This is a genomic window from Candidatus Methylopumilus turicensis (assembly GCF_000953015.1).
GTDB classification, from domain to species: Bacteria; Pseudomonadota; Gammaproteobacteria; order Burkholderiales; family Methylophilaceae; genus Methylopumilus_A; species Methylopumilus_A turicensis.
In genome coordinates this window covers 551,651-578,137 of the sequence record NZ_LN794158.1, presented here as the reverse complement: position 1 = coordinate 578,137, position 26,487 = coordinate 551,651, and the positions used below count along the sequence as shown (strand labels likewise).

At 44.2% G+C, this 26,487-nt stretch carries 25 protein-coding genes; 17 read left to right on the top strand and 8 right to left on the bottom strand.

Features of this window, described 5'->3' with window-relative positions:
- Positions 1-16: 16 nt before the first annotated feature.
- Positions 17-901: a succinate--CoA ligase subunit alpha gene (gene sucD / locus BN1209_RS03030; RefSeq protein WP_045750891.1), complete on the bottom strand. Its 885-nt coding sequence runs from the start codon at positions 899-901 to the stop codon at positions 17-19.
- 9 nt (positions 902-910) lie between these two features.
- Positions 911-2,074, bottom strand: coding sequence for an ADP-forming succinate--CoA ligase subunit beta (gene sucC / locus BN1209_RS03025; protein ID WP_045750890.1), 1,164 nt, complete (start codon positions 2,072-2,074; stop codon positions 911-913).
- Between the two features lie 168 nt (positions 2,075-2,242).
- Here sucC and serB point away from each other — a divergent pair, with 168 nt between their 5' ends.
- Together serB and BN1209_RS03015 are read left to right on the top strand one after the other, a co-directional pair.
- Complete coding sequence (serB, locus tag BN1209_RS03020; RefSeq protein ID WP_045750889.1) at positions 2,243-3,106, top strand: phosphoserine phosphatase SerB; 864 nt, start codon at positions 2,243-2,245, stop codon at positions 3,104-3,106.
- 59 nt (positions 3,107-3,165) lie between these two features.
- On the top strand, positions 3,166-3,726 hold the full coding sequence (locus BN1209_RS03015; RefSeq protein ID WP_082048376.1) for a peptidylprolyl isomerase: 561 nt from the start codon (positions 3,166-3,168) through the stop codon (positions 3,724-3,726).
- A gap of 102 nt (positions 3,727-3,828) precedes the next feature.
- Here the strand turns inward: BN1209_RS03015 and BN1209_RS03010 are convergent, their stop codons facing one another.
- The 6 genes from BN1209_RS03010 to purL are packed head-to-tail and all read right to left on the bottom strand — an operon-like array spanning position 3,829 to position 11,470.
- Positions 3,829-4,686, bottom strand: a complete 858-nt coding sequence (locus BN1209_RS03010) for an SMP-30/gluconolactonase/LRE family protein (protein ID WP_045750888.1) — start codon at positions 4,684-4,686, stop codon at positions 3,829-3,831.
- Positions 4,687-4,738: 52 nt separating this feature from the next.
- Positions 4,739-5,314 carry a hypothetical protein gene (locus BN1209_RS03005; RefSeq protein WP_052661083.1) on the bottom strand — a complete coding sequence of 192 codons (576 nt, stop codon included), beginning with the start codon at positions 5,312-5,314 and terminating at the stop codon, positions 4,739-4,741.
- Between the two features lie 36 nt (positions 5,315-5,350).
- The gene (locus BN1209_RS03000) at positions 5,351-6,622 is read right to left on the bottom strand and encodes an NAD(P)/FAD-dependent oxidoreductase (protein WP_045750887.1); all 1,272 of its coding nucleotides are present in this window, start codon (positions 6,620-6,622) and stop codon (positions 5,351-5,353) included.
- 1 nt (position 6,623) lies between these two features.
- A complete protein-coding gene (locus BN1209_RS02995) occupies positions 6,624-7,004 on the bottom strand; it encodes a c-type cytochrome (RefSeq protein WP_320408777.1) in 381 nt (126 codons plus the stop codon).
- 41 nt (positions 7,005-7,045) lie between these two features.
- Positions 7,046-7,528: an ankyrin repeat domain-containing protein gene (locus BN1209_RS02990; RefSeq protein WP_045750886.1), complete on the bottom strand. Its 483-nt coding sequence runs from the start codon at positions 7,526-7,528 to the stop codon at positions 7,046-7,048.
- Between the two features lie 24 nt (positions 7,529-7,552).
- Positions 7,553-11,470 carry a phosphoribosylformylglycinamidine synthase gene (purL, locus tag BN1209_RS02985; RefSeq protein ID WP_171816495.1) on the bottom strand — a complete coding sequence of 1,306 codons (3,918 nt, stop codon included), beginning with the start codon at positions 11,468-11,470 and terminating at the stop codon, positions 7,553-7,555.
- Positions 11,471-11,748: 278 nt separating this feature from the next.
- Here purL and BN1209_RS02980 point away from each other — a divergent pair, with 278 nt between their 5' ends.
- The 15 genes from BN1209_RS02980 (at position 11,749) to BN1209_RS02910 (ending at position 26,475) form a co-directional block, all read left to right on the top strand.
- Positions 11,749-13,170 carry a TolC family protein gene (locus BN1209_RS02980; protein WP_045750884.1) on the top strand — a complete coding sequence of 474 codons (1,422 nt, stop codon included), beginning with the start codon at positions 11,749-11,751 and terminating at the stop codon, positions 13,168-13,170.
- Entirely contained in the window at positions 13,167-14,108 is a 942-nt protein-coding gene (locus tag BN1209_RS02975) for a phosphate/phosphite/phosphonate ABC transporter substrate-binding protein (RefSeq protein ID WP_045750883.1), read from the top strand. Before BN1209_RS02980 ends, BN1209_RS02975 begins: the two co-directional genes overlap by 4 nt.
- A 5-nt stretch (positions 14,109-14,113) precedes the next feature.
- A complete protein-coding gene (locus tag BN1209_RS08870) occupies positions 14,114-16,555 on the top strand; it encodes an EAL domain-containing protein (protein ID WP_171816494.1) in 2,442 nt (813 codons plus the stop codon).
- A gap of 90 nt (positions 16,556-16,645) precedes the next feature.
- The gene (locus tag BN1209_RS02965) at positions 16,646-17,392 is read left to right on the top strand and encodes a heavy-metal-associated domain-containing protein (protein WP_045751926.1); all 747 of its coding nucleotides are present in this window, start codon (positions 16,646-16,648) and stop codon (positions 17,390-17,392) included.
- A 15-nt stretch (positions 17,393-17,407) separates the two neighbouring features.
- Positions 17,408-18,094 (top strand): leucyl/phenylalanyl-tRNA--protein transferase, encoded by a 687-nt coding sequence (gene aat / locus BN1209_RS02960; protein WP_144402537.1) that lies wholly within the window; start codon positions 17,408-17,410, stop codon positions 18,092-18,094.
- Position 18,095: 1 nt separating this feature from the next.
- Positions 18,096-18,827 carry an arginyltransferase gene (locus BN1209_RS02955; protein ID WP_045750881.1) on the top strand — a complete coding sequence of 244 codons (732 nt, stop codon included), beginning with the start codon at positions 18,096-18,098 and terminating at the stop codon, positions 18,825-18,827.
- A gap of 74 nt (positions 18,828-18,901) precedes the next feature.
- A complete protein-coding gene (locus tag BN1209_RS02950; protein WP_045751925.1) occupies positions 18,902-19,801 on the top strand; it encodes a prephenate dehydrogenase in 900 nt (299 codons plus the stop codon).
- A gap of 3 nt (positions 19,802-19,804) precedes the next feature.
- A complete protein-coding gene (aroA, locus tag BN1209_RS02945) occupies positions 19,805-21,100 on the top strand; it encodes a 3-phosphoshikimate 1-carboxyvinyltransferase (protein ID WP_045750880.1) in 1,296 nt (431 codons plus the stop codon).
- Position 21,101: 1 nt separating this feature from the next.
- The gene (cmk, locus tag BN1209_RS02940) at positions 21,102-21,770 is read left to right on the top strand and encodes a (d)CMP kinase (protein ID WP_045750879.1); all 669 of its coding nucleotides are present in this window, start codon (positions 21,102-21,104) and stop codon (positions 21,768-21,770) included.
- A 229-nt stretch (positions 21,771-21,999) separates the two neighbouring features.
- Entirely contained in the window at positions 22,000-23,511 is a 1,512-nt protein-coding gene (rpsA, locus tag BN1209_RS02935) for a 30S ribosomal protein S1 (RefSeq protein ID WP_045750878.1), read from the top strand.
- Between the two features lie 11 nt (positions 23,512-23,522).
- Positions 23,523-23,804, top strand: a complete 282-nt coding sequence (locus tag BN1209_RS02930; RefSeq protein ID WP_045750877.1) for an integration host factor subunit beta — start codon at positions 23,523-23,525, stop codon at positions 23,802-23,804.
- Between the two features lie 137 nt (positions 23,805-23,941).
- Positions 23,942-24,205, top strand: a complete 264-nt coding sequence (locus BN1209_RS02925) for a LapA family protein (RefSeq protein ID WP_045750876.1) — start codon at positions 23,942-23,944, stop codon at positions 24,203-24,205.
- A complete protein-coding gene (gene lapB, locus BN1209_RS02920; protein ID WP_045750875.1) occupies positions 24,205-25,368 on the top strand; it encodes a lipopolysaccharide assembly protein LapB in 1,164 nt (387 codons plus the stop codon). Before BN1209_RS02925 ends, lapB begins: the two co-directional genes overlap by 1 nt.
- Positions 25,365-26,078, top strand: coding sequence for an orotidine-5'-phosphate decarboxylase (gene pyrF / locus BN1209_RS02915; protein WP_045750874.1), 714 nt, complete (start codon positions 25,365-25,367; stop codon positions 26,076-26,078). The genes lapB and pyrF overlap by 4 nt, the downstream gene beginning before the upstream one ends.
- 97 nt (positions 26,079-26,175) lie before the next feature.
- Complete coding sequence (locus BN1209_RS02910) at positions 26,176-26,475, top strand: ComEA family DNA-binding protein (RefSeq protein ID WP_045750873.1); 300 nt, start codon at positions 26,176-26,178, stop codon at positions 26,473-26,475.
- The last annotated feature ends 12 nt before the right edge of the window (positions 26,476-26,487 follow it).

Sequence of the window (26,487 nt, the reverse complement as noted above, 5' to 3'; positions counted from 1 at the left end):
ATCAAATTCGCGTTCATTAATTTGCTTGTTTTGCCTTAATCGCTGCCATCACTGCTTCACCCAAGCCTGCTGGAGAACTCGCAACAATGACGCCCGCTTTTTCCAATGCCAACATCTTGTCTTCGGCTTTACCGCTTCCGCCAGAAATAATCGCACCCGCATGGCCCATCCGTTTGCCTTTAGGGGCTGTTTGACCTGCAATATAACCAGCCACAGGCTTGGTCACATGGTGCTTAATGTAATCAGCCGCGGCCTCTTCATCCGCACCGCCAATTTCGCCCACCATAATAATGGCTTCAGTTTCAGGATCCGCTTGGAACATTTTCAAGCAATCAATAAAATTCAAACCGCGAATAGGATCACCGCCAATACCCACGCAAGTTGATTGGCCTAAACCTAATGTCGTTGTTTGATTAACTGCTTCGTAAGTGAGCGTACCTGAACGTGAAACAATGCCCACTTTGCCGCGCAAGTGAATGCTTCCAGGCATAATGCCGATTTTGCACTCATCTGGCGTAATCACACCTGGGCAATTTGGGCCCACTAATTTCACGTTATTGGCTTTAAGTGCTGCTTTTACATTCAGCATATCCAAGACTGGAATACCTTCTGTAATACACACAATCAAATCAATGCCCGCATCGCACGCCTCTAAAATAGAGTCTGCTGCAAACGGTGGTGGTACGTAAATTACAGAAGCATTGGCGCCAGTCTCACGGACTGCATCACGCATGGTATTAAAGGCTGGCAAACCCAAGTGGCTTTGACCACCCTTGCCAGGCGTTACACCACCGACCATTTTGGTGCCGTAAGCCAACGCTTGTTCTGAATGGAATGTGCCTTGTTTGCCAGTAAAACCTTGGCATAACACTTTGGTATTTTTATTCACTAATATGCTCATGTTCTAACCTTACGCGCTCACTGCAGCAACTGCTTGTTTAGCCGCATCGGTCAAACCCGCAGCAGAAATAATGGATAGACCGCTCTCGCTCAACATCTTGCGACCTAATTCGACATTCGTACCCTCTAAACGCACTACCACAGGAATCTTAATCCCCACTTCTTTCACCGCAGTGATAATGCCTTCAGCAATAATGTCGCAGCGCATAATGCCACCAAAAATATTCACTAAAATCGCTTTAACGTTGCTATCAGCCAAAATAATTTTGAATGCTTTAGCAACGGTTTCAGCCGTTGCACCACCGCCCACATCCAAGAAGTTAGCTGGCGCACCACCATGGAGTTTAATCAAATCCATGGTTGCCATGGCTAAACCTGCACCATTCACCATACAGCCAATGTTGCCGTTAAGCGCAATGTAATTAAGACCTGCATGATGCGCTTCAGCCTCTTTCGCATCGTCTTGGCTCCAATCACGTTGCTCAGCCAATGATTTTTGGCGATACAGCGCATTGTCATCCACACTCATTTTGCAATCGAGGGCAAACAACTTGCCATCAGTCGTCACAACAAGAGGATTGATTTCAAGCAAAGCCAAATCGTTCTCTTTGAATAATTTATACAAGCCTTTTGCTAACTTAGTGAATGCGGAAATTTGGTCGCCGACTAAATCTAAAGCAAATGCCAAATTACGCGCTTGATAATCAACCAAGCCGTTTAATGGATCACAGACTTCTTGCAGAATTTTTTCAGGCGTCGTTGCGGCAATTTCTTCAATGTCCATACCGCCAGCACTCGAAGCCACCATCACCACACGTTCAAGGGTACGGTCTACCAAAATAGATAAATAAAGCTCACGGGCGATTGGTAACGTTTGCTCAACCAATAATTGATGCACCGGCTGACCATCTGGCGCATTTTGGTAAGTCACCAAATGTTTGCCCAATAAACCATTTACAACGGATTGTGCTTCACCCGCTGATTTTACAATTTTCACGCCGCCCGCTTTGCCGCGACCCCCTGCGTGCACTTGCGCCTTTACCACCCAAGCATCGCCAGCGATTTCTTTAGTTGCCGCTGCTGCAGCTTCTGCTGATTGAACGACCTGTCCGACAGGTACCGCTAGGCCATAGCGCTGAAGCAGTTGTTTAGCCTGAAATTCATGCAAATTCATAGTGATATTGTGTGATTGAGCTTAAAATGACATTCTCGCGCAAAACGTCGCTAGACGCCAGCCATTGATGATAAAGGGCGTGATAAAACGCGACAATAAAGCATGATAAATACACCGCTTTGAACATGTATAATATCTTCACTTTTTTCATTTCTCACAAAACTTACTATGCGTTTAGTTGTTCAAGGTTCCTCCATACAATTGCCTCACTTGATGCACATCCATCAACTCAGCAACGCCAAGCAAGGCGCACAATTCATGCAAATTGCTGAACACGCTTATTACTTACCACATCAAGCCATTACATCTGAGGCCAGCGCTTCTGACGCAGTAAAAGCATTTTGTGCGAGTGAAAAAATTGATTGCGCCTATGTACCAGAAACGCAAACACTTAAAAACATCAAACTTGCCGTGATGGATATGGACTCCACGCTCATCAATATCGAATGTATTGATGAAATTGCTGACATGATGAACATCAAACCGCAAGTGGCTGAGATTACCGAAAGCGCGATGCGTGGCGAAATCGAATTTAAAGAAAGTCTCACACGCCGCGTTGCCTTGCTTAATGGACTTGAAGAATCAGCACTTCAACGTGTGATTGATGAAAGACTCCAACTCAACCCTGGCGCGCAAGTGTGGATAGATGCTTGTAAAGCGAATGGCATTAAAACCCTGCTCGTTTCTGGTGGCTTCGAATTTTTTGCCAACCACGTCAAAGCCAAGCTAGGTTTGGATTATGCGGAGTCAAACACGCTAGAAATTATCGATGGCAAGCTTACAGGCAAAGTGCTTGGTGAGATTGTGGATGGTCAAGCAAAAGCTGATTTCCTAGTACAAAAACGTGATGAATTAGGCTTAACACCAAACCAAGTCATTGCGATTGGCGACGGCGCTAACGACTTAATCATGATGCGTGAAGCGTTAGCGGGCATTGCCTACCACGCCAAGCCTATCGTACAAGCCCAAGCCAGCTATGCGCTCAACCATGTTGGGTTAGACGGCATCGCTCATTTATTTTCTACGATTTAACTAAACTTTTTAATTCAAACCAAATTTATTCAAACCACACACTCACCAAAGGATTAAATATGTCATTAAAAAAACGACTTCTTTCATGTGCTTTAGTTTCACTTCTCGCTACAAGCGTCAGCGCATTTGCACAGCCTACGGTTGAAATTAAAACCAACAAAGGCATAATTGTGGTGGAACTCAATCAAGAAAAAGCGCCAAACACCGTGGCTAACTTTCTGAAATATGCCAACGACGGCTTTTACACAGGCACGATTTTTCACCGTGTCATTTCAGGCTTTATGATTCAAGGCGGCGGCTTGGATAAAAACTTAAATGAAAAAACCACCCGCGCTCCAATTAAAAATGAAGCAGATAATGGTTTAGCAAATACCATCGGCACTATTGCCATGGCACGCACCAATGACCCGCATTCCGCATCATCACAGTTCTTTATCAACGTCGCCAATAACTCCTTTCTAAACCACAGCGACAAATCAGAACGTGGCTGGGGCTACACCGTGTTTGGCAAAGTGGTTAAAGGCATGGACGTGGTTGAACGCATTGCCAAAATGCCAACGGATGGCGGTGATGTGCCGATGCAAACGATTGCGATTGAGTCAGTGACAGTGGTGAAATAACTTTTATTACGGTTAACACATTTCGACAAGCTCAGTGCGAATGAGGTTTGAAAGTAAAAAAGGCCTTCATTTGAAGGCCTTTTACATTTCTCTAACTTTAAATTAATGAATCGGCAAATACACCAACTCACCCGCTTTCATATCTGGCACCAACAAAAACTTGCCATCTAAGCTAGGTGCAATATCTGCAGCGGCTGCAAAGCCTTCTTTAACTAATTCGCCAGTTGGCACAGCACCTTTTTCTAGCTTCACGCTAAATACTTTGCCGTTTTTCCAATCGCTAACAAAGAACTGGTCTTTTTTACCTTTAACGATGCCATCGCCACCGCCAAAGCCTTTGGCGACTTCAATGAGAGTGTTTTTCTTCATCTCTAAGCGATATAACACGCCAGATACAAAATCGACCACCATGATGCAGTTTGGTGTTTTGCCCATTAGTAAACCATTAGGCGCTAATACGCGTGCATCTTGTTTGCCATTGATAATGGTGGTGACTTTACCTTGTGGGTTAATTTTATAAACCGCACCGCCTACGCCCTTTAAGTCACCGCTGTCGCTCACGTAAATATTGCCAGCCGCATCTGACTCTAAGTCGTTCAAAAATTGTGGTGCCTCAGGGAATGCTTCTGCCGCGGCAAACACTGAAGTTTTGCCATCTGGCGTGATTTTAATCACACGGTGGTTATCGGCCACATACAAATCCTTACCGACAATCGCTAGGCCTTTCGGATCATCCAAGCCTTGTGCAAATACTTTGGCTTCGCCGTTTTTATCTACCACGGTAATTTGACCGTCACCGTCTTTACCAAACTCGCCAATTTCTGAAACAAACACACGTCCATCTTTTGCGGCAATCGCTGATTCAGGCATTTTTAGGCCAGTGATTTTTTTGGTTTCGTGGGCTTGGGCAGTGATAGAAACCACCGCGACTAAGGCTAGTAATAATTTGGAAATACGCATACAAACTCCCCTATTGAATTGACACTACTCATTTGCAACTACTGTATTAAAACTACTGAATGGACATAAATTTAATTTTTGACTCGGGCAACATGCTGGCTGTTGCACAAGGCGATGAAAACGAAGGCGCTTTGAGCGCTTCTTGGAACTTGGTATCGGCTTTCATTTTATTTGAAACCCCTTGCATGGCTGCGTGATAAACCGCTTTGAGTGTCATGTCGGTTTTAACATCAAAAAAAGCACGCTTGCTAGCTTCGCCCACATACTTACCCAAAGGCTTACCATCCGCAGTCAAGGTCATCGCAGTGACTTTTCCGTAAAAGGTTTGCATTTGTGGGTTATAGAACATACTTGGGCGGAGCCACACCAAGACTTTAGATTCCAGTGGTTTTGCATCGCACATTTCCACGCCGCCAAAGTCCTTGCTCAACACCTCGAGCGCCGCAGTCTCTAACATTGGCGCTTGGCTAACCCAATAATCTTGTGAGTAATTTCTTAACCGAATTGGGTGATCATAGTCTTGCGCTTGAATATAGACAGCGACAGAGGTTAGGGTAATTTCATGTGCCAGTGCCGATGTGCTAACGCATGCCAGCAGCCAAACAGATAAGCATTGTTTTAATTTCAAGGTAACGCTCCTTCATAAAATGTGCTAAAAAAACCCTTAGGTCAGGACGTCGGACCAAATATTGTTTGCCCAAGCTTGCGCATAATTGCCTTCCAGCTCTGATGGTTTTTCAGACACTCCGCCGCCTTCGGCAGGCACCATGATTTTTTTATTCGCATCATAACGATAGACATTCGCTACGTGCATGGCCATTTTATCGGATACATAGCTGTAACATGTATTGGCAAATACAGGCGATGCGTCAGGCGCTTGCTGGCTCATGATTGCCAGGATGGCATTGGCGCACACTTTGGCTTGCGAAGTCGCCATGTGCGCTGACTTTGGCAATGCAGCTGAAACGGAGTCTCCAATAATATGAACATTGGGGACAATCTTAGATTCATAGCTTACAAAATCCACCTCGCACCAACGCTTATCCACATTGGCAGTGCCTGCAATTTGTGCAATTTTTCCTGCACGTTGCGGCGGAATAATATTCAGCACATCAGCCTGAATGGATTCGAATTCAGTTGTAACGGTTTTACGCCCTACATCCACATCAACTATCGTGCTATTGGCCCGATAGTCAATAATGCTTGCATAATTTTCCGCAAACACTTTAGTGAACAAAGCTTTTTTTGAAGTGATTTCGGGATTGGCATCCAACACAATCACTTTTGATGTTGGTTGATTGTTCTTTAAATAAAGCGCGACCTGACAGGCGCGCTCATATGGCCCCGGTGGGCAACGGTATGGCGCTTTAGGGACGCTCATGACAAATACCCCGCCGTCTTTCATACTTTCTAGCTGTTTGCGCAAAGTCACAGTTTGCGCCCCAGCTTTCCAAGCGTGAGGCACTTCCAACTGCGCTTCCTTGCTTTCCAACATCGGTAATTGTTCATACATAAAATCAATACCAGGCGCCACGACTAGCTTGTCATAGGCGAGTTCACCCCGCTTCATTTTCACGACCCGCTTAGCAGCATCGATGGCGAGCACTTCATCTGACACCCATTCAATGCCATGATTTTTTTTAAGAAGATCGTAGCCAAAGGTCAGTTGATTGATATTTTTACTACCACCCAACACGAGATTGCTCAGCGGGCAAGAAACGAACTGATTACGCGGCTCAACCACCACAACATCAAGGCCACCGTCACTCCAAACACGTAAATACTTCGCCACCGTCGCGCCGGCATAGCCGCCACCAATTACCACCACCCTGCCCCTGGCTTGGCTTGCTTTTGCAAGCAAGGGGGTAACCATGGGCAATGAAACCAGCGCACTTGCAGCCGCCATTTTAAGGAAGTCACGTCTATCGATAGCCATGTTATTCTGCCCACTTTTGATTGGGCGGTGTGAGTCCGTCGATGCGCTTTTGCTGAGAAAAGTATAGGGCCAAATCGTTAATTTCCTCAACCGTTAAGCCTTTAGCATGTCGATGCATCACAGTTGCGCTTCGCGTGCCATTTTTGAATGCCATCATTTGCATTACAAAATGGGAGGCATCTAAGCCGGCAAGCACTGCGTTGCCACCAAGACTATTCCCTTCAGAGCCATGACAAGCCGCACAGGATGCTGCAAGTGTTTGAATATGTCGGCTGGTGAATTGGTTTTCTTCCGCATGACCGTGACTCATCAACGTAAAAAAACCCACAAACACCATCAGGTACTTGTGGGTTAATGCATTAATGTTCAAATGAATCTGCATAGACTCATGTTAAAGCATTTAAACTAATTTGTGAGGCTTTATTAGAAGCACTTCTCTTCTTTACAGCCGTCATCTTTAGCACCTAAAGAAAGTAGCAAATCTACCATCTTGGTATTGCCTGTATCACGAACCACACGAACAATCGATACATCACCTTTAAGCTTTAAGTTTAAATCAGCACCTTTAGAAGCCAGGTATTTCACAATTTCAGTATAACCATCATAAGCCGCCATTTGGATCGCAGACATCTTCGTTAATGGATGGGTATAGTTCACATCAGCGCCATGCTCAACCAAATATTTGACCACGCCTAATTGATTTTTGTTTGCAGAAATCTGTAATGCTGACCATGCGAAGAATTTCTCATTCACATCTACACCTGAATCAATATATTTTTTTACTTTTTTAACATTACCATCACGTAATGCTTCGGTGTAATCAACTTGCTGCTCACCTTCCATTGCAAATGCTGCAAACGGGATGCTTAGGGCAATTACCATCATTAGGGCTTTGATCATTTTCATGTATTTCTCTCCGTGTTATTTGTTTTAATTAATAAACTTTCTTGCATTTCTAAACATACGTATCCAAGCACCATCTTCGCCCCAAGCATCTGGATGCCAAGAGTTTTGCACAGTACGGAAAACACGTTCTGGATGCGGCATCATAATACTAAAACGCCCATCTTGCGTAGTTAAACCAGTAATTCCCTGGGGTGATCCATTTGGGTTAAATGGATACACTTCAGTTGGACTGCCTGCATTATCTACGAACTTCATACTAACTAATTTACTTGCTATAACATCATTGACCGCAGATTCTGAAGAAAATTCCGCAAAACCTTCACCATGTGCAACGGCAATTGGCATGCGGCTTCCAGCCATGCCTGCAAAGAATAGTGATGGCGACTCTTGCACTTCCACCATCGCAAAGCGCGCTTCAAACTGTTCTGACTTGTTACGAACAAAATGCGGCCATTGATCAGCACCAGGAATAATGCTGTGTAAGTTGCTCATCATTTGGCAACCGTTACAAATACCTAAAGAGAATGAGTCTTGGCGTTGAAAGAATGCTGAGAACTCGTCATTAGCGCGTGCGTTAAACAAGATGGACTTCGCCCAACCCTCACCCGCACCTAACACATCCCCATAAGAGAAACCGCCACAAGCCACAAAACCAGCAAAGTCTTTTAAGCTCACTCGACCGCTAATGATGTCACTCATATGCACGTCGTAAGTGGCAAAGCCAGCACGGTCAAATGCAGCAGCCATTTCCGTTTGGCCATTCACGCCTTGCTCCCGCAAAATTGCCATTTTTGGGCGCGCGCCAGTGGCAATATATGGGGCAGCAACATTGTCGCTTGGGTCGAATGTGAGTTTTGCATGCAAACCCACATCTGATTTATCTAAAATACGGTCATATTCTTGTTGCGCACAAGCTGGGTTATCACGCATTTTTTGCATTTGGTAAGTCGTTTCAGACCAAGCGCGATGCAAATCAACTCGAGAGGCTTCAAATATTGCCATGCCCGCTTGCTTCATCACGATAGCGTCGCCAGGAGTCACCTCACCAATGACATGGATGCAATTTGGTAGCGCTTGCTTCAAGCTGGCGGCAATCACATCTGTATCTGATGCGCGCACTTGAATCACTGCACCTAATTCTTCGTTATATAGCACGCTTGCAATATCACCAGCCAAGCCATCTAGACTTATCGCCAATCCGCAATGTCCGGCAAAAGCCATTTCAACAACGGTTGAGAATAAGCCGCCGTCAGAACGGTCATGATAGGCAAGCAATTTACCATCTGAATTCAACGCTTGAATTGCGCTAAAGAAGCTTTTCAAACGTGACGCATCATCCACATCTGGCGCTTGATTACCCACCGCACCGTAGACTTGTGCCAAAGCTGAGCCACCCATGCGGTTTTTACCAGCGCCCAAATCAATCAAAATCAAACTGGTATCACCCAAGTCTGTTCTTAATTGTGGCGTCAGTGTTTTACGTGCATCTGGCGTAGCGGCAAATGCAGTGACTACTAATGAAATTGGTGATGTGACGGCTTTATTCTCGCCCGCATCATCCCAAACCGTCTTCATTGACATCGAGTCTTTACCAACAGGAATACTAATGCCAAGCGCAGGGCAAAGTTCCATGCCTACTGCTTTAACAGTATCAAACAAGGCAGCATCCTCACCCGGGTGACCTGCTGGCGCCATCCAGTTAGCGGATAGTTTCAAATCACTAATGTCGCTAATTAAACTTGCGGCGATATTGGTAATTGATTCGCCAATGGCCATCCGGCCAGATGCGGGGCCGTAAATCAAGGCCAAAGGCGCTTTCTCACCAATCGCGAAGGCTTCACCTTGATAAGTTTGATAGCCCGCAAGCGTTACCGCCACGTCAGCTACTGGTACTTGCCATGGGCCGACCATTTGGTCACGCGCAATCAAACCCGTTACAGAGCGGTCGCCAATGGTAATGAGGAATGTTTTATCAGCAACGCCAGGCAGGCGTAGCACGCGATTTGCCGCGTCTTTTAAATCAATCTTTGTTGTATCAAAGGCTGGCAAGGTACGTGTTGCATGCTTTACATCCCGAAGCATTTTTGGCGGTTTGCCAAGCAATACAGATAAATCCATATCCACAGGCTTGTTGCCAAAATGACTGTCAGCCACCGTTAAATGGCGCTCTTCAGTAGCTTCACCAACCACTGCAAACGGACAACGCTCACGCTCACAGATTTCAGCAAATAGCGCTAGGTTTTCTTTAGAAACAGCCATGACATAACGCTCTTGCGCTTCGTTACTCCAAAGCTCACGAGGTGACATACCCGGCTCTTCGTTATGCACATCACGTAATTGGAACACTGCACCCACACCAGCATCATTCACCAGCTCAGGGAATGCATTTGAGATACCACCCGCGCCAACGTCATGAATACTTAAGATTGGGTTCTTATCGCCCAACTGCCAGCAACGATCAATCACTTCTTGCGCACGGCGCTCTAACTCTGGATTGCCTCGTTGCACTGAATCAAAGTCCAAGTTCTCTGCATTAGCGCCTGTATCCATACTTGAAGCAGCACCGCCACCTAAACCAATCAACATCGCTGGGCCACCTAACTGAATAAGGCAAGCACCTGCAGGTATCGGGTTCTTTTTAGAGTGTTTCGCAGAAATATTACCAACGCCCCCTGCCAACATAATTGGCTTGTGATAGCCGCGTATTTCACCAGCAGCTTCTAATTCAAAAGTTCGGAAATAACCCGCAATATTTGGACGACCAAATTCATTGTTATAAGCCGCGCCACCCAGCGGGCCATCCATCATAATTTGTAAAGGGGAAGCGGTACGTGAAGGCTTGCCGTAACTACCTTCCCAAGGCTGTTCAAAACCTGGAATATTCAAATTTGAAACTGAGAAGCCAGTTAAGCCAGCTTTCGGTTTAGAGCCGCTACCTGTTGCACCTTCATCACGAATCTCACCACCTGCACCTGTCGCCGCACCAGCAAAAGGTGAAATGGCTGTTGGATGGTTATGTGTTTCCACTTTCATCAAGTAATGCATTTCTTCTTCGATGAAACCATATGCGCCGCCTGCTTGCGGATAGAAACGTTTGGTTTTTTGACCAGCTGAGCCCGCCACGATAGAGGCGTTGTCAGAATAAGCAACGACAGTGCTGCCTGGATTTAACTTGTGTGTATTTCGAATCATGCCAAACAATGACTGTGCTTGCTCAACACCATCCACAACCCAATCCGCATTAAAAATCTTGTGGCGACAATGCTCTGAGTTCGCCTGCGCAAACATCATCAATTCAACATCCGTTGGATTGCGGCCAATGCGAGTGAAGTTTTCTAACAAATAGTCCACTTCATCTGGAGAAAGCGCTAAGCCTAAGTCGGTGTTGGCTTGATTAAGCGCAGCCTTACCCCCAGCCAAAATATCCACACTCGACAAAGGCGCTGGCGTTGCTTGATGATAAAGCTTAGCCGCATCATCGATGCTTCCAAACACAGCTTCCGTCATGCGATCATGGACGGCAGCCTTCACTGCTTGTTTTTCAGCTTCCGTTAATGCTGAGCCATCTTTCTTACTCACGTAATAAGCAATCCCTCGCTCAATACGTTGCATATTGCCTAAGCCGCAATGTTTAGCAATATCCGTTGCACGTGAAGCCCAAGGTGAAATCGTGCCTGGTCGGGGAATCACCAAAAACAACTCACCTACTGGCGCTTCCTCAGCCATACGTGGACCATAAGTCAGGATCTTTTTCAGCGTGTCCAATTGCCCATCAGTCAACGATCCTTCATTCCAAGCAAAATGCCAAAAATCAGCATGCACCGCATTAATTTGAGGGGCTGATTGACTTAAATTCGCAAGGATTTTTTGAAGTCTGAAAGAGGATAGCGCCGCGCTACCGCGCAAACTTAACATAGGCAAACTTGGCATAGATGGGGACATGGACTGAGAAGCTGAAGTGATAAAAGCGTTATTTTACCCGAAATTGGATTGAATATCGCCCAAAGGAATCGTTTTATCCCTAGCCATCTTACAGAATCAAATGATGCCAAATAAAATAGCGCACTTAATCATCCATCCCATTAAAACAAAGCGTTGTTTAAGCATATAAAAAATGTAATCATATTAAAATTTTCCGTATTAGATAATAAAATTTCCTGTATTAGATTGATTTTATTCGTTCTTTTTTAACCGAAACCGATCATTAAGGCATTGAAAAAATGAATTGTTTTGCTGTGTTCACCAAAAACAATAATAAAAGCACACGCACGCACGCTGTTTTAATCTTGGCTAGCGTTCTGACATCACTCAATCTCAATCTCAATGTCTATGCCGCCGAGAACTTCCCTCGTCTAAGCCTAGATACCGCGATTGAAATTGCCCTCAAAAACAATATTGAAAAACAGATTTCCTATCAATCTGCAGCCATCGCTGAAAGCCAATACCAACAAGCACTTTCGGCACGCTGGCCCACCTTGACCCTTCAAGCTGGTTTTCAGCACCGCGATAAAGCGCCTTTGTTTAGTGTGCCCGCAAACAGCATTTCTGTGGCCGCACTGGGTGGCGCAGAGGTGCCAGTGCCAGCGCAAAACATTAAGCTCATGGATCAAAACATCAGCTCAGCTGCATTGCAATTAATGTATCCGCTATACACTGGCGGAAAAATCACCAGCCTCATTAACCAAACTGTTATCGGCAAGGAAATTGCACAAGAGGAATATCGCCGCACCAGCTTGCAAGTGGTGCGCGATGTAAAGCGCTATTATTTCGCAGCGCAACTCACTCAGGCACTCAACAAAACAGCGAAAGCGATTCTCAGCTCACTGAGTAGCACAAGGGATTTCACCAAAAGCTTGTATGAGGGCGGTTCAGAAACGGTGAATAAACTTGATTTCATTAAAACAGAACTCGCCGTCTCTTATGCAAAATCAGTTGAAATTGATTTTGCCAGCAAACATCAAGCGGCACTGGCTGCCCTGGCCAATACGATGGGTGCAAGCTGGGATAGTCAAATCAGTATCGAGACGCCTTTAAACAATACATTAAATCAAGATCCACAAATCGAGGCATTGATTCAACAGGCGAATCAATTCAATCCTCAAATCAACTTACTCAAACTCGCAGTGCGTGCCTCCAATGAAAAGATTGATGAAGCACGCAGCGGCTACTTTCCAAAAGTTGCGCTTACCGCAGAAGCAAAACACCTCGACAGCAACATCGACTCGGCACTGGTTAATGGCTCGACTAAAGATAGCTGGACAATTGGTGTTGGGATCAGCTTGCCACTTTTTAATGGTGGCATGACCACGAACCAAGTCAATACAGCAAGATTGCAATCCTCACAAATGCGAGACAAGCAGAAATTAGTTGAGCAAGGCATCGCGACTTTAATCAAAAAGCTATTCATCGAATTTGATGCGGCAAGACAACAAATCGCAGTATCAACACTCGCCGCTAAACAAGCACAAGAAAACGTCGATCTCACTGCAAGTGCGTTGCAGATAGGCGCATCAAAACCTCAAGACATGGTAGAAGCCAGTATTTTAGAAGCCATCGTAAAAGGCAATTTGTTGCGCGCACAGCATGATCAACAGCTTCAATTAGCGGAAATCAACTACGTATTAGGCGCAGAAGCGCAATGATCCAGCATCTACAAAAAATATTTTTGCTTTTACTACTCACTATCGCAATCAATGGCATAGCTGCCGACGATAACATCGCTGAAAAGATCATGATGGGTGGCAGTTCCCTTGGTATTCGAGATAGCTCCAAACAAGATACTGAAATCACGTTTAACGTGGCCTTATCAGACTTGCTTAAAGCACACAGCGCCAATTTATCCGTGCTTGTATTTGACTCGACACAAGATCTATACAACGCCTTTGATAAAGATCAAATACATGGCATCTTTGGCACACCTCTTGAATACCTTCAACGAGAAAACAAGATGAAGCCTCAAATGATGGCAATTCATTATAAAAATGCAGCGCTTAAACAATCACTTATTGCGCTGGTGAGAAGCGCTGATAACATTAAAAGTATTAAAGATTTACGAGGTAAACGCCTGAGCATGCGCAATACGCAAGATATGGAAAAGCTTTTTTTGAATACTATGCTGTTGGAAAACCAAGCGCCTGAGCTTGATAGTTTTTTTGCCGAAAGCATTAATCCAAAAAACATCAATACCGGCATTATGGATGTTTTCTTTGGACGGTCAGACATGACCATCGTGAGAGAAAGTGAATACAAAACGGCCATTGAACTAAATCCTCAATTAGCTAAAAAATTGACCGTCTTAGCAACATCAGAACCTATGCTAGGACTAGTCGCGGGCGCAAAAATTTCCATGCCCAACAAATCCCATCAAGCCGCAATGCAGTCTCTCATTGACCTCAGCTCCACTGAAAAAGGTAAGCAACTCATGCGCATTATTCATGCGGAGTCATTCGAAGAAGTCGGCAGCGCTGACTTAGACAACGTGCGTGATTTACTCAAGCGTTATAAAACGCTCAAAGCGAATGCGAGTATTGGTTCGTCAAACGCAAATAAGTCTAAAAAACCGGCACGTGTCCCCAACTGATGCTAATGAAAAATAAGTTATTTTCAGGCATTTTTGGTCACTTCTTCATACGCACCAGTATTATTCAATCGTTCACTGGTCTATTACTGTTATTGGTAGTTTTACCATTCTTCAATCGCCTTTCTGATGAAATGGCTGCCGAGCAGGGGCGAACCTTCTCCAACAGCACCCTCGCTGCCACTTACGATGCACTCTACAAAAAAGAATTTAGTCAGATTATCGATTACTGCATGAACGTTATGCGGGATACACCGAACATTTTGATGATTGTTTACAGCAATCGTAGTGGTGAAGAAATCATCATGACAAAAGATAATTGGACGCTGAAAGAAAAATCCCTGCCCTATTACAAAATACACTTTAATCATGACAAAGCATTATTGATAGGTGACCGCCCTTACGTCATCAGCAATAGCCACAACTTATTTTCAACCACCAAACATTTTGAATTTAGTACGCCAGTAGCGATTAGCGGTCAAGAGTGGGGCGTGATTACTGTGAGCTTCTCTCAAGAAGCTTATTTTTCTATTATCAATAGCTTTTACTGGGCCGTGATCGTTTTCACTATTCTCTCCTGCGGTTTGTCTTTATTCTTATTCTTCGCCTCATCGAGTAAAATCCGTCGACAAATCAGTACATTTACCTCCATGGCCAAAAACTTGGCCGAAGGCAAACTGTCTACTCGTGCGCCGGAAACCTCGATTGGGGAAATTGGCGAGCTAGGCAAAGCGATTAATGAAATGTCCAGCTCTCTACAAGAAAAGTCTTCACGACTTTTCCAACTAGTGCAGATTGTTGAACAAACCCACGATGCCTTTGTGCTGTTTAATAAAAATCTTAATATTGTTTTTGTGAATGATGCAGTGACTAGCATTACTGGTTATCCGACCGATTACTTTAATGGCATGCATGTTGTAGCGTTTAGTGATGCGCTTAACCTTGACTTGGCCGACTTACTCCGTGAAATCGAGTGGATGGAAAAACACAAAAGCAACCCACCTTCTCATGACATCGTGATCTCAAAGCAAAACAAAACTGCACTCCCTGTCGAAATGCGTTTGGAATTTATAGAGGATAGTGAAAAGTCTGAGAACCATTTACTTGCAGTGTTATCAAGCATTACTGAACGCAAAAAATTAGAGAATGAGTTACATCAACTTGCGTTCTTCGATAAGTTAACAGGCTTGCCAAATCGCAGAATGTTTTTGGATCACCTCAATCAGGTTATCCGATTCTCACATCACAACAATCAATCCTTTGCGCTGTTTTTTATGGATTTGGATAATTTCAAATATATTAATGATTCACTTGGCCACGAAGCTGGGGACGCACTTTTAATTCAAATTGCAGGCAGGCTGAAAGATATTTTTCGTAGCAGCGATATGGTGACGCGTCTTGGTGGTGATGAATTCACTGTCATCATTGAAAATACAAAAGAAAACGCGCAATTTGATGTCACACTCTTAGCGCAAAAACTTCTCGACCAATTAGCGACCTACCCAATTGTGATTGGCGCTAGAAGCTTCACGGTCAACACCAGTATCGGTATCGCAAAATTTCCTGATAATGGGTTGGATAGCGACACCCTCCTTCGGCATGCCGATACTGCCATGTATGCGGCCAAAAAATCTGGCAAAAATCGTTATGCTTTATTTACCGAAGACATGAATAGCGATATGCGAGAGCACATCGAAATGGAAAGTGCGCTCAAAGAAGCAATTCGAGTAAAAGATCAGCTCAATTTACAATACCAGCCGATTGTAGACCTGAAAACAGGGGCATTAGTCGGTGCTGAAGCACTCGCCCGATGGCATCATCCGACAAAAGGCTTAATTTCTCCAAGCGACTTTATCGCCGTGGCAGAAAAATCCGACCTCATCATCGATCTCAGCGACAAACTCTTAAATATTGCATTTAAACAAGCACAAATTTGGGAAGGTAATGAAAATTCACCTTATTTATCCATCAACATTTCTGTCAAGCAATTTGCCAAAGATGACTTTGTTGACCGCATGATTGTGATGCTACAAACCTTCCAAATTAACGCACATAAAATACTGCTCGAATTTACAGAGAGTGTGATGCTTGACTCCACCAACGAGACATTCACTAAATTTGAAAAGCTGAAAAAAGTAGGCTTTCAAATTGGTATTGATGATTTTGGAACTGGCTACTCATCGATGGGCTATATACACAAACTCCCGATCGATATTCTCAAAATTGATCGAACATTTGTGGTTGATGTGACGAACAATAATAAGTCGCAAGCAATCGTTTCAGCGATTACGAAGCTTTCATCCACGCTAGGCATTAAAACGATTGCTGAGGGCGTTGAACGTCAGGAAGATGCTGACTGGTTGCAAGCATTTGATTGCAACTATGGGCAAGGGTATTTGTATGATGAAGCACTCGATATTGATGTATTCGAAAAAAAATATCTGAAATAATTATGAATCGACATTTTGCGTATCAATATCTAGCCAATTAAAATGGGTTAAACTGATTTTCTTATTGGTCGATTAAGAATGGTTTTACTAATGCCAGCACAAGATACATTACTGTTAGAAATTCAGGGCATGCATTGCAACAGCTGCGTAAACAAAATCAGACTTGCACTTGAGCCTTTGGCCGAAAGCGTGACAGTCACACTCAATCCGCCTTTGGCAAAGCTTGATCATGCGAAGGCAACTTTTACTCAAATCAATCAAGCCCTTGCGCTCGCAGGAAACTACCAAGCATCAAAGCTTAGCCCTCATAAAATTCCTGAGCGTTCAACGATTGTCGCTGAAAATCCATCTTGGTTATCGACTTATCAACCACTGCTCTTAATCCTGTCTTATCTTCTCATCACTACGCTAGCCATCCAGCTTCATCCGGTCATGTTGCATGATGAGCTCTTTAATATTGAGCGTTGGATGATGGACTTTATGGCGGGATTTTTTCTGGTGTTTTCTTTTTTCAAGTTACTCAACATTCGCGCCTTCGCGGATAGTTATGCCATGTATGACCTACTTGCGATGCGTTGGAAACAGTATGGTTTGATTTATCCATTCATCGAACTCGGACTTGGCTTTGCATATTTACTCGCCCTAGCCCCTCAAATTACGAATATGGTAACAATCGTGGTCATGGGCTTCTCAAGCTTGGGTGTCATTCGCGCCGTCATGAATAAGCAAAAAATACGTTGTGCCTGTTTAGGCGCTGTGTTTAATTTGCCGATGTCAACCATCACCATCATCGAGGACTTACTCATGGTGGCGATGGCGGCTTGGATGCTCGCATAACAAGAGAAAATTGAAGTGCAAGGTGATTACTATCAACTTCCCACGGGGAAAGTGGCTGCACTAGACGATGCCACGCCCTTTCCACCTCTCAGGGATGCTTTGACTGAGCCAAATGGCTTGATAGCCATAGGTGGAGATTTGTCCAGCGAGCGCCTTTTAAGCGCTTATCGGTCCGGCATTTTCCCTTGGTTTAGCGAGGGTGAACCTGTGCTTTGGTGGAGCCCAAGTCCACGCATGGTGCTTTTTCCGCAAGACTTTAAAGTCTCTAAATCACTTGCAAAACGCTTAAAGAAAAATGACTTCGAAGTAAGATTTAACACCCATTTTCGTCAAGTCATGGAAGCTTGCGCAGAGACCAATCGTCCAGACCAAGATGGCACTTGGATTACTTCTGAGATTATTGATGCATACTGTGAATTGCATCAGCGAGGCTTTGCTTATTCCGCCGAAACTTGGATAAATAACACTTTAGTTGGTGGTTTATATGGTGTACTGATCAACCACATGTTTTTTGGTGAATCGATGTTTCACAATGTCACGGATGCTTCGAAGATTGCTTTTGCTCACATGGTGCAATTCTTAAAAGATAAAGGGGTTGGTATGATCGATTGTCAGATGAACACCCGACATCTTGCTTCACTTGGTGCTCAAGAAATTGATAGAACAGCATTTATGATTCATTTAAAGAGACTGATCGCATAACATGACAAGCCCAGCCGATTCAATCCTGCGAAAGATTCAGTTTTATGTCACTGCGCCATACACTTGCAGTTACTTACCCAACCAGCTTGCACAATCAATCATCGCGACACCACAACATTTAGTGGATGCTCATCAATATAGCGGGCTCATTCAACAGGGGTTTAGACGAAGCGGCAAGTTTGTTTATCGCCCACATTGTGAAAACTGCAATGCCTGTATTCCTGTCAGACTGCCTGTCGCTGATTTTCAAGAAACTAGAAGCCAGAAACGCGCTTTCAAGCAACATGCAACGCTAGAAGCTAGCGTATCCAGGCTTTCTTTTGATGAAGAACATTTTGCCCTTTATAAAGCCTATCAAATCGCACGCCACGAAGGCAATGAACAAGAAGAAACTGCTGAGCAATACCGCAACTTTCTAGTTCAAAGTAACGTTGATAGTCTATTTATTTCATTTACCTTGAACGGCATTCTAAAAATGGTCAGCGTGGTCGACATTCTCGAGGATGGCGTATCGGCGGTTTATACTTTTTACGATACCACTGACTCAAAAGCCAGCTATGGCACTTACAGCATCCTTTGGTTAATTGAATGGTGCAAACAGCTCAAACTGGCGTATTTATATTTGGGCTATTGGATTAAAAGCAGCCAAAAAATGGCTTATAAAGAAAACTTTAGCCCACAAGAAGCGTTAATTGATGGTGAATGGCAAAAGATAAAACACGTTAAACCGTAAACGGGCCATAAATCAGACAAGCCCAGCTTGGCAATGCTACAATTATTGTTTTATCAATCTTCAAAGCAATGCACTTGAATAAAATCGTCATTTTTGGTGTCGGGCTCATTGGTGGCTCTGTTGCACTTGCGCTCAAAAAAGCAGGTGTCTCGTCTAAAATTGTGGGGGTTGGCCGAAACTCAGATAACCTCAAAGCAGCGATTCATTTGGGTGTGATCGATGAAGCAGAATCGAATATCGAAATAGCGATCAGCGATGCTGATTTAATCCTCATCGCTACGCCTGTCGCCCAAACTCCAAAAATTTTAGCAGCCATCATTCCGCATCTTGCTGAAAAAACAGTGATTACCGATGCAGGCAGTACAAAATCAGATATTGCACAGTATGTAATTAATGCTTCAACACAAGCCAAAAATGCACAGCATTTTGTTAGCCAGTTTGTAGGGGGGCATCCAATCGCTGGTGCAGAAAAAAGCGGTGTCACTGCTGCAAAAGCTAATTTATTTAGTGGCAAAAATGTAGTGTTAACCCCTAACGAAAACACCTCTGCGGAAGCCATCAAACTTGTTCGCGAATTATGGCTAACAACAGGTGCGAACGTAAGTGAAATGACCGCCCAAGCGCATGATCAAATTTTTGCTGCGGTGAGTCATTTACCGCACCTATTGGCCTTTGCTTTGGTCAACAATTTAGCTAATCGAACGAACGCCAAACAATTATTTGAATTTGCTGCAAGTGGATTTAGGGATTTCACGCGCATTGCTGGTAGTTCACCTGAAATGTGGCGCGACATTAGTCTCGCCAATAAAACTGCTTTATTAAGCGAATTAGAGGCTTATCAAGCTGAAATATCAGCCTTGCAAAACCTCCTAAAGAACGAAGACAGCCAAGGCTTACAGACTATGTTTGAGCATGCAAGTCAGGCACGCCAAGCTTGGCAAAAAGAACGAGAAATGTCACAAGAAAAATCATAAGCCATGACGGAATCTATTACCTTACAACCAGCTAATCAAGTTGGCGGAACCATTAAGCTACCCGGCTCAAAGAGTATCTCTAATCGCACTTTATTGCTGGCCGCCTTTTCAAATGGCGTCACACATATTCGTGATTTACTTGCCTCAGACGACACAGCAAGAATGCTGGAAGCGCTTGAAAAACTTGGTATTCCACTTGAGAAAACTGGTGAGAATGACTGGCGCGTGTCAGGCAATAACGGAAAACTCTCCATCAAACAAGCAGACTTATTTTTAGGCAACGCAGGCACTGCCTTTAGACCCCTGACTGCAGCTTTAGCCTTATCACAAGGCGACTTTACACTTTCTGGCATTGCACGCATGCATGAACGTCCGATTGGTGATTTAGTCAATGCACTGCGCCAGGCTGGCGCAAACATAGAATACCTAGGTAATGATGGCTTCCCGCCACTTAAAATCTCACCTGCAAACATTCAATCATCGACGCCAATCAAAATTCGTGGGGATGTGTCTAGTCAGTTTTTAACTGCACTTTTAATGGCTTTGCCGCTCACTGGAAAATCTTTCATCATCGAAGTGGTCGGGGATCTCATCTCAAAACCTTATATTGAAATCACGCTTAATTTAATGCGTCGTTTTGGTGTAGAGGTTCAACGTGATGGTTGGGAGCGCTTCAATATTCCTGCAAACACCCCCTATCAAAGTCCACAAGAAATTTATGTGGAGGGCGACGCCTCTTCAGCCTCTTATTTCCTGGCTGCTGGCGTAATTGCGGCAGGTGCCGATGGCCTCAAAATTGAGGGCGTTTCATCAGATAGCATTCAAGGCGATATCAAGTTTGCAGATGAGATCGTCAAAATGGGCGCGAAAGTTGAATACGGCACCAATAGCATTGTTGTGAAACGTACAGCAGGCAAATTAAAAGCCATAGATCTGGACTGCAATCACATCCCGGATGCCGCGATGACTCTCGCCATTTTGGCTTTGTTTGCTGAGGGCACAACCACCTTACGCAATATCGCGAGCTGGCGCGTTAAAGAAACTGACCGCATTAGCGCAATGGCCACTGAGCTTCGCAAAGTCGGTGCTATCGTTGAGGAAGGTGCTGATTACATCCGTATCACCCCGCCTGAAAAAGTTACTCCAAATGCAGTGATTGATACGTATGATGACCACCGCATGGCGATGTGTTTCTCGCTAGTAAGCTTGGGCGGCGTGCCTATCGTGATTAATGACCCAAAATGCGTAGGCAAAACCTTCCCTGATTATTTCGAACGCTTTGCAACAATTATTCAATAACATGAGTTCAAATCCTACTCCTGTGATTGCAATTGATGGCCCTTCTGCGTCGGGCAAAGGCACCGTTGCACAAATCGTTGCTGAAAAACTTGGTTACCATTATTTAGATTCAGGTGCACTCTATCGTATCGTTGCATTGGCAGCTTTTGAACAAGACATTCATTGGGAGGCTGAACAAGCCGTCGCAAAAATCATCCCCCAATTAACGATTCAATTCGAGCATGACGAGATTTATCTCAATGATGCAAACGTCAGCGAAAAAATACGCACCGAGCAAATGGGACAAGGCGCATCGAAAGTTGCAGCGCACCCACTTGTCAGGCTTGCATTAATTGACTTGCAACACAGCTTCCGAAAGGCACCTGGCTTGGTGGCTGATGGCCGCGATATGGCCACGGTGATTTTCCCTGATGCGGAAACAAAAATCTTCTTAACGGCCAGCGCAGAAGTCCGCGCAGAAAGAAGATACAAGCAACTGATTAATAAAGGACTTGAGGCGGATTACCAGGCTATCTTAAAAGACCTTCAAGATAGGGATGCGCGTGATAGTGAAAGAAGTGTTGCGCCGTTACAACAAGCACATGATGCCACGCTTTTAGACACAAGCCATCTCAACATAGAACAGGCTGTAAACCACGTATTACAAGCGATTGCAGCAACGCAACAATAGCTGACAGTGCCACGGTCACACTAAAATCTGTCGCACTTAACCAATCTTATCTGTAAATCAAAAACTCAATTCATTAGAGTTTCACAAAAAAATCAAAAAATACTTAATTAAATGATTGTTTTATTGTAAAATTCCGATTTGTTTTGATTTTTAGGCATCCGAGTCTCTAAAACTCGTGATTTTTTTAATTTACCCCACTGCACGGTGGGATTATTTAGGTACCTTTTTAATGGCTAATGTTTCAACCTCAACCGCCTCTATGGGCGAAAGTTTCGCAGCGCTATTCGAAGAAAGTCTTGCACGTCAAGAGATGCGCTCTGGTGAAGTGATCACCGCGGAAGTTGTTTCTATTGATTCTGATTTTGTTGTAGTCAATGCAGGCCTCAAATCTGAGAGCGTGATTGACGCAGCAGAATTCTTAAATGACCGTGGCGAAATGGAAGTCCAAGTTGGCGACTTCGTTAAAGTTTGCATCGAATCATTGGAAGATGGTTACGGCTCAACAAAATTATCACGTGAAAAAGCGAAACGCCTAGCAGCATGGCTAGATCTTGAAGAAGCGATGAATGAAGCTCGCATCATCAAGGGTATGGTAAACGGTCGCGTTAAGGGTGGTTTAACTGTCATGGTTAACGGCATCCGCGCATTCTTACCAGGTTCATTGGTTGACTTACGCCCAGTTAAAGACACGACACCATTCGAAAATAAAGAATGGGATTTCAAAGTGATCAAGCTAGACCGCAAACGTAACAACGTTGTGGTTTCACGCCGCGCTGTTCTAGAAGACAGCATGGGTGCTGATCGCGAAGCATTAATGGGTTCATTGAAAGAAGGCGCAGTTGTTAAGGGTATCGTTAAAAATATCACTGACTACGGTGCATTCGTTGATTTGGGCGGCATTGATGGCTTGCTACACATTACTGACTTGGCATGGCGCCGTGTTAAACACCCATCAGAGGTGTTGACTGTTGGTGAAGAAGTTGAAGCGAAGATCCTTAAATTCGATCAAGACAAAAACCGCGTTTCACTCGGTATCAAACAATTGGGCGATGACCCATGGGTTGCATTAAGCCGTCGTTACCCAGCAAACACACGTTTGTTCGGTAAAGTGACTAACTTGACTGACTACGGTGCATTCGTTGAAATCGAACCAGGCATTGAAGGTCTTGTTCACGTTTCAGAAATGGACTGGACTAATAAGAACGTTCACCCAGCTAAGATCGCTCAATTAGGCGACGAAGTTGAAGTAATGATTCTTGAAATTGACGAAGATCGTCGTCGCTTGTCACTTGGCATGAAACAATGTCAAACAAATCCATGGGATGATTTTGCAGCAAGTCATAAAAAATCTGACAAAGTAAGCGGTCAAATTAAATCAATTACAGACTTCGGTGTGTTTATTGGCTTGCCAGGCGGCATTGATGGTTTAGTGCACTTATCAGACCTTTCATGGACTCAAACTGGCGAAGAAGCGATCCGCAACTTCAAAAAAGGTGACGAATTAGAAGCTTTAGTATTGAGCATTGATGTTGAGAAAGAGCGTATCTCATTGGGCGTTAAGCAAATGACGCCAGATCCAACAGGTGGCGCATCAGAAGAAAAAGCTGAAGCAAAACCTAAGGCTAAGTCTGCTAAAGCTAAAGAAGCCGCGCAAGTACCTGATGATGGCGCAGCAACAGCAGGCACTACTAACTTAGGCGCTTTGCTTAAAGCTAAACTTGATAGCAAAAACAACGAATAAGGTAGAAAGCCATGACAAAATCAGAGCTCATTCTTAACTTAGCCACACGTTTTCCACAACTTGTTGTCAAGGATGCTGAACTTTCAGTGAAAGCCATCCTTGACTCAATGACGGACAACTTAGCAGCTGGTGAGCGTATTGAAATCCGTGGCTTCGGTAGCTTTAGTCTTAACTACCGTCCGCCACGTCTTGGTCGCAACCCAAAAACTGGCAGCAAAGTTGAAGTGCCTGCAAAGCATGTACCTCACTTTAAAGCAGGGAAAGAGTTACGCGAGCGCGTTGATTTAGTCTAAGCCTCACATTAATCAACTGTTTGTTGATTGAGACCTGAAAGACGGTAGTTTCCAAGTCATCAGATAAGGAAGCTACCGTTTTTTTTAACTATATTTTTACCTAGCCCTTTTTAGCTAGCGCCAGTAAAATCTAAGTCATGCGAATACTGTATAAAATATTAAGCTTGGCATTGTTTATTCTTTTGATGGGATTTGCCGTCAAGAATGCTTACCCAGTGACCTTGCTCTACTATCTGGGGATTTCTTGGCAAGCCCCCCTATCGTTGATTCTTTTTATTGCATTGCTCACGGGCATAGTCGCAGGACTAATTGCCATTACACCAACACTAATCAAACAACGTCGTGAATTAAACAGTTTACGCAAACAAATTACCGCATCAAGCCATCAAGGTGCTCAATAATGGATTTTGAATATTGGTGGCTGATTGCTATCCCGCTCTTTTTCACCCTAGGCTGGGTTGCTGCTCGTATTGATATCAAACAGTTACTCTCTGAATCGACCAGTTTGCCTGCTGCTTATTTCAAGGGCCTAAACTTCCTCATTACAGACCAGCAAGATAAAGCCATTGAGGCTTTTATCGAGGCGGCTCAATCTAATGCCGAGTCACTAGAACTCCATTTTGCATTGGGTAGCTTATTTCGTCGTAGTGGAGAGGTAGATCGTGCAATCAACCTCCATCTCAGCTTGCTTGACCGTAAAGAACTCCCCAATGAACAAAGAAAAGCAATCAAGGCAGAACTCGCGCAAGACTATCTGAAAGCCGGCTTGTATGATCGCGCTGAGGAGTTATTTAATGGTCTTGATGATAGCCGCTACAAGCAACCTGCACTCCGTGCATTGCTAGAAATATTCATTCGTGAGCGTGAGTGGCAACGTGCGATTAAAACAGCCACGGAACTTGAACGCGTTTCTGGGATTTCATTTCGCAAAGAAGTTGCCCAGTTTTATTGTGAAATGGCCATTAAGTCTACCTTAGATCAAGACGATCAATCAGCACGCCATGCCCTTGAAATGGCTCTCGACGCTAACAAAAACTGTGTACGGGCTAACATCATGCTAGGCGATATGCAAGCTAATGTAAAAGCACACAAGCTTGCCATTAATTTTTGGAAACGTATTGAATTTCAAAAATCAGAATGTCTGGGCATGGTGGCAAATAAATTGCTCCATAGCTATCGTGAACTGGGTGAGCTTAATGACGGTATAGCACTGTTAAGTCAGTACTTTCATCACTACAAACTACCATCGCTGCTTTCTGTTGTTTTCGAAATCACCCTCGCCGAACAGGGTGCGGATGCCGCAGCCAATTTGGTTCTCAGTGATTTAGAAAGAAAACCAAGCTTACAAACCTTAGACCAATTACTAAAAGCACGCAGCTTGCAAAGTAAGCGCCCGAATAGCGACATTAATCTTATGCACCAAACCATTCGCTATGCTATTGGCAATCGCAATGCGTACTGTTGCGACCAATGCGGCTTTAAAGCCCGTAACTTTCATTGGCAATGCCCAGCATGTAATGCCTGGGAATCCTTACCTGCCGAACCTAAAGAAACTGCAGCATGACCAATACTACCCTTGACCCAAAAATTGTGATCGCACTAGATTATGCGAATCCTCAAGATGCGCTTAATTTTGCTGAACAGCTTGATCCATCCATTTGCCGTTTAAAAGTCGGCAAAGAATTATTTACTGCGGCAGGCCCACATCTTGTTGAGGCGCTAATTGCAAAAGGTTTTGGCGTGTTTTTGGACTTAAAATTTCATGACATCCCAACCACAGTTGCAAAAGCTTGCGAGGTGGCAAGCCGCTTGGGGGTTTGGATGCTCAATGTTCATGCATCAGGTGGGAGCGCCATGATGGAAGCAGCCCGAGAAGGTGTTGAGCGCTCAGGTCAAAAACCAATTCTCATCGCAGTGACTGTGCTCACCAGCATGAATCAACAAATGCTCAATGAAGTCGGTGTGGAGAGCACCGTTTCCGACCAAGTGTTAAACCTTGCCTCGCTCACCCAAAAGTCTGGTTTAGATGGCGTTGTTTGCTCGGCACAAGAAGCACCAATCTTAAGAAAAGCTTTAGGTGACAAATTTTGTCTAGTCACCCCGGGCATTCGTCCTGCAGATGCCGCTCTCGATGACCAATCTCGCGTAGTGACGCCAAGCCAAGCATTGGCGCTGGGTTCAAGCTATTTAGTAATTGGCCGTCCGATTACAAAATCTAACAACCCTCTAGAAACCCTGAAAAAAATACATGAGGAAATCCTTTTATCTGAATAAATATTAATAGTTAGTTACTATTAATCTAATACAGGATTATGATTTAGTTGCGTGATTTGTTACGCAGTTCATTCATTTTCAAAAAAGGAGATTCATCATGAAAAAGTTTTTACTAGCGACCATATTGTTCTTTAGTTTTACCGTTGGCGCTTTCGCGGCAGTTAATCTAAATACAGCCACTGTTGAGCAACTCGAGGCACTAAATGGTGTTGGCCCAGCAAAAGCCCAAGCGATTGTGGATTATCGTAAGAAAAATGGCAATTTCAAAACAGTCGATGATTTGAATAATGTGCCAGGTATCGGTGACAAAACCTTAGCCAAACTAAAACCAGAAATCACGGTATCAGGCACCGCACCAGCAGCAGCAGCAGCAAAACCAGCACCCGTAAAGAAATAAAATCATTAGCCA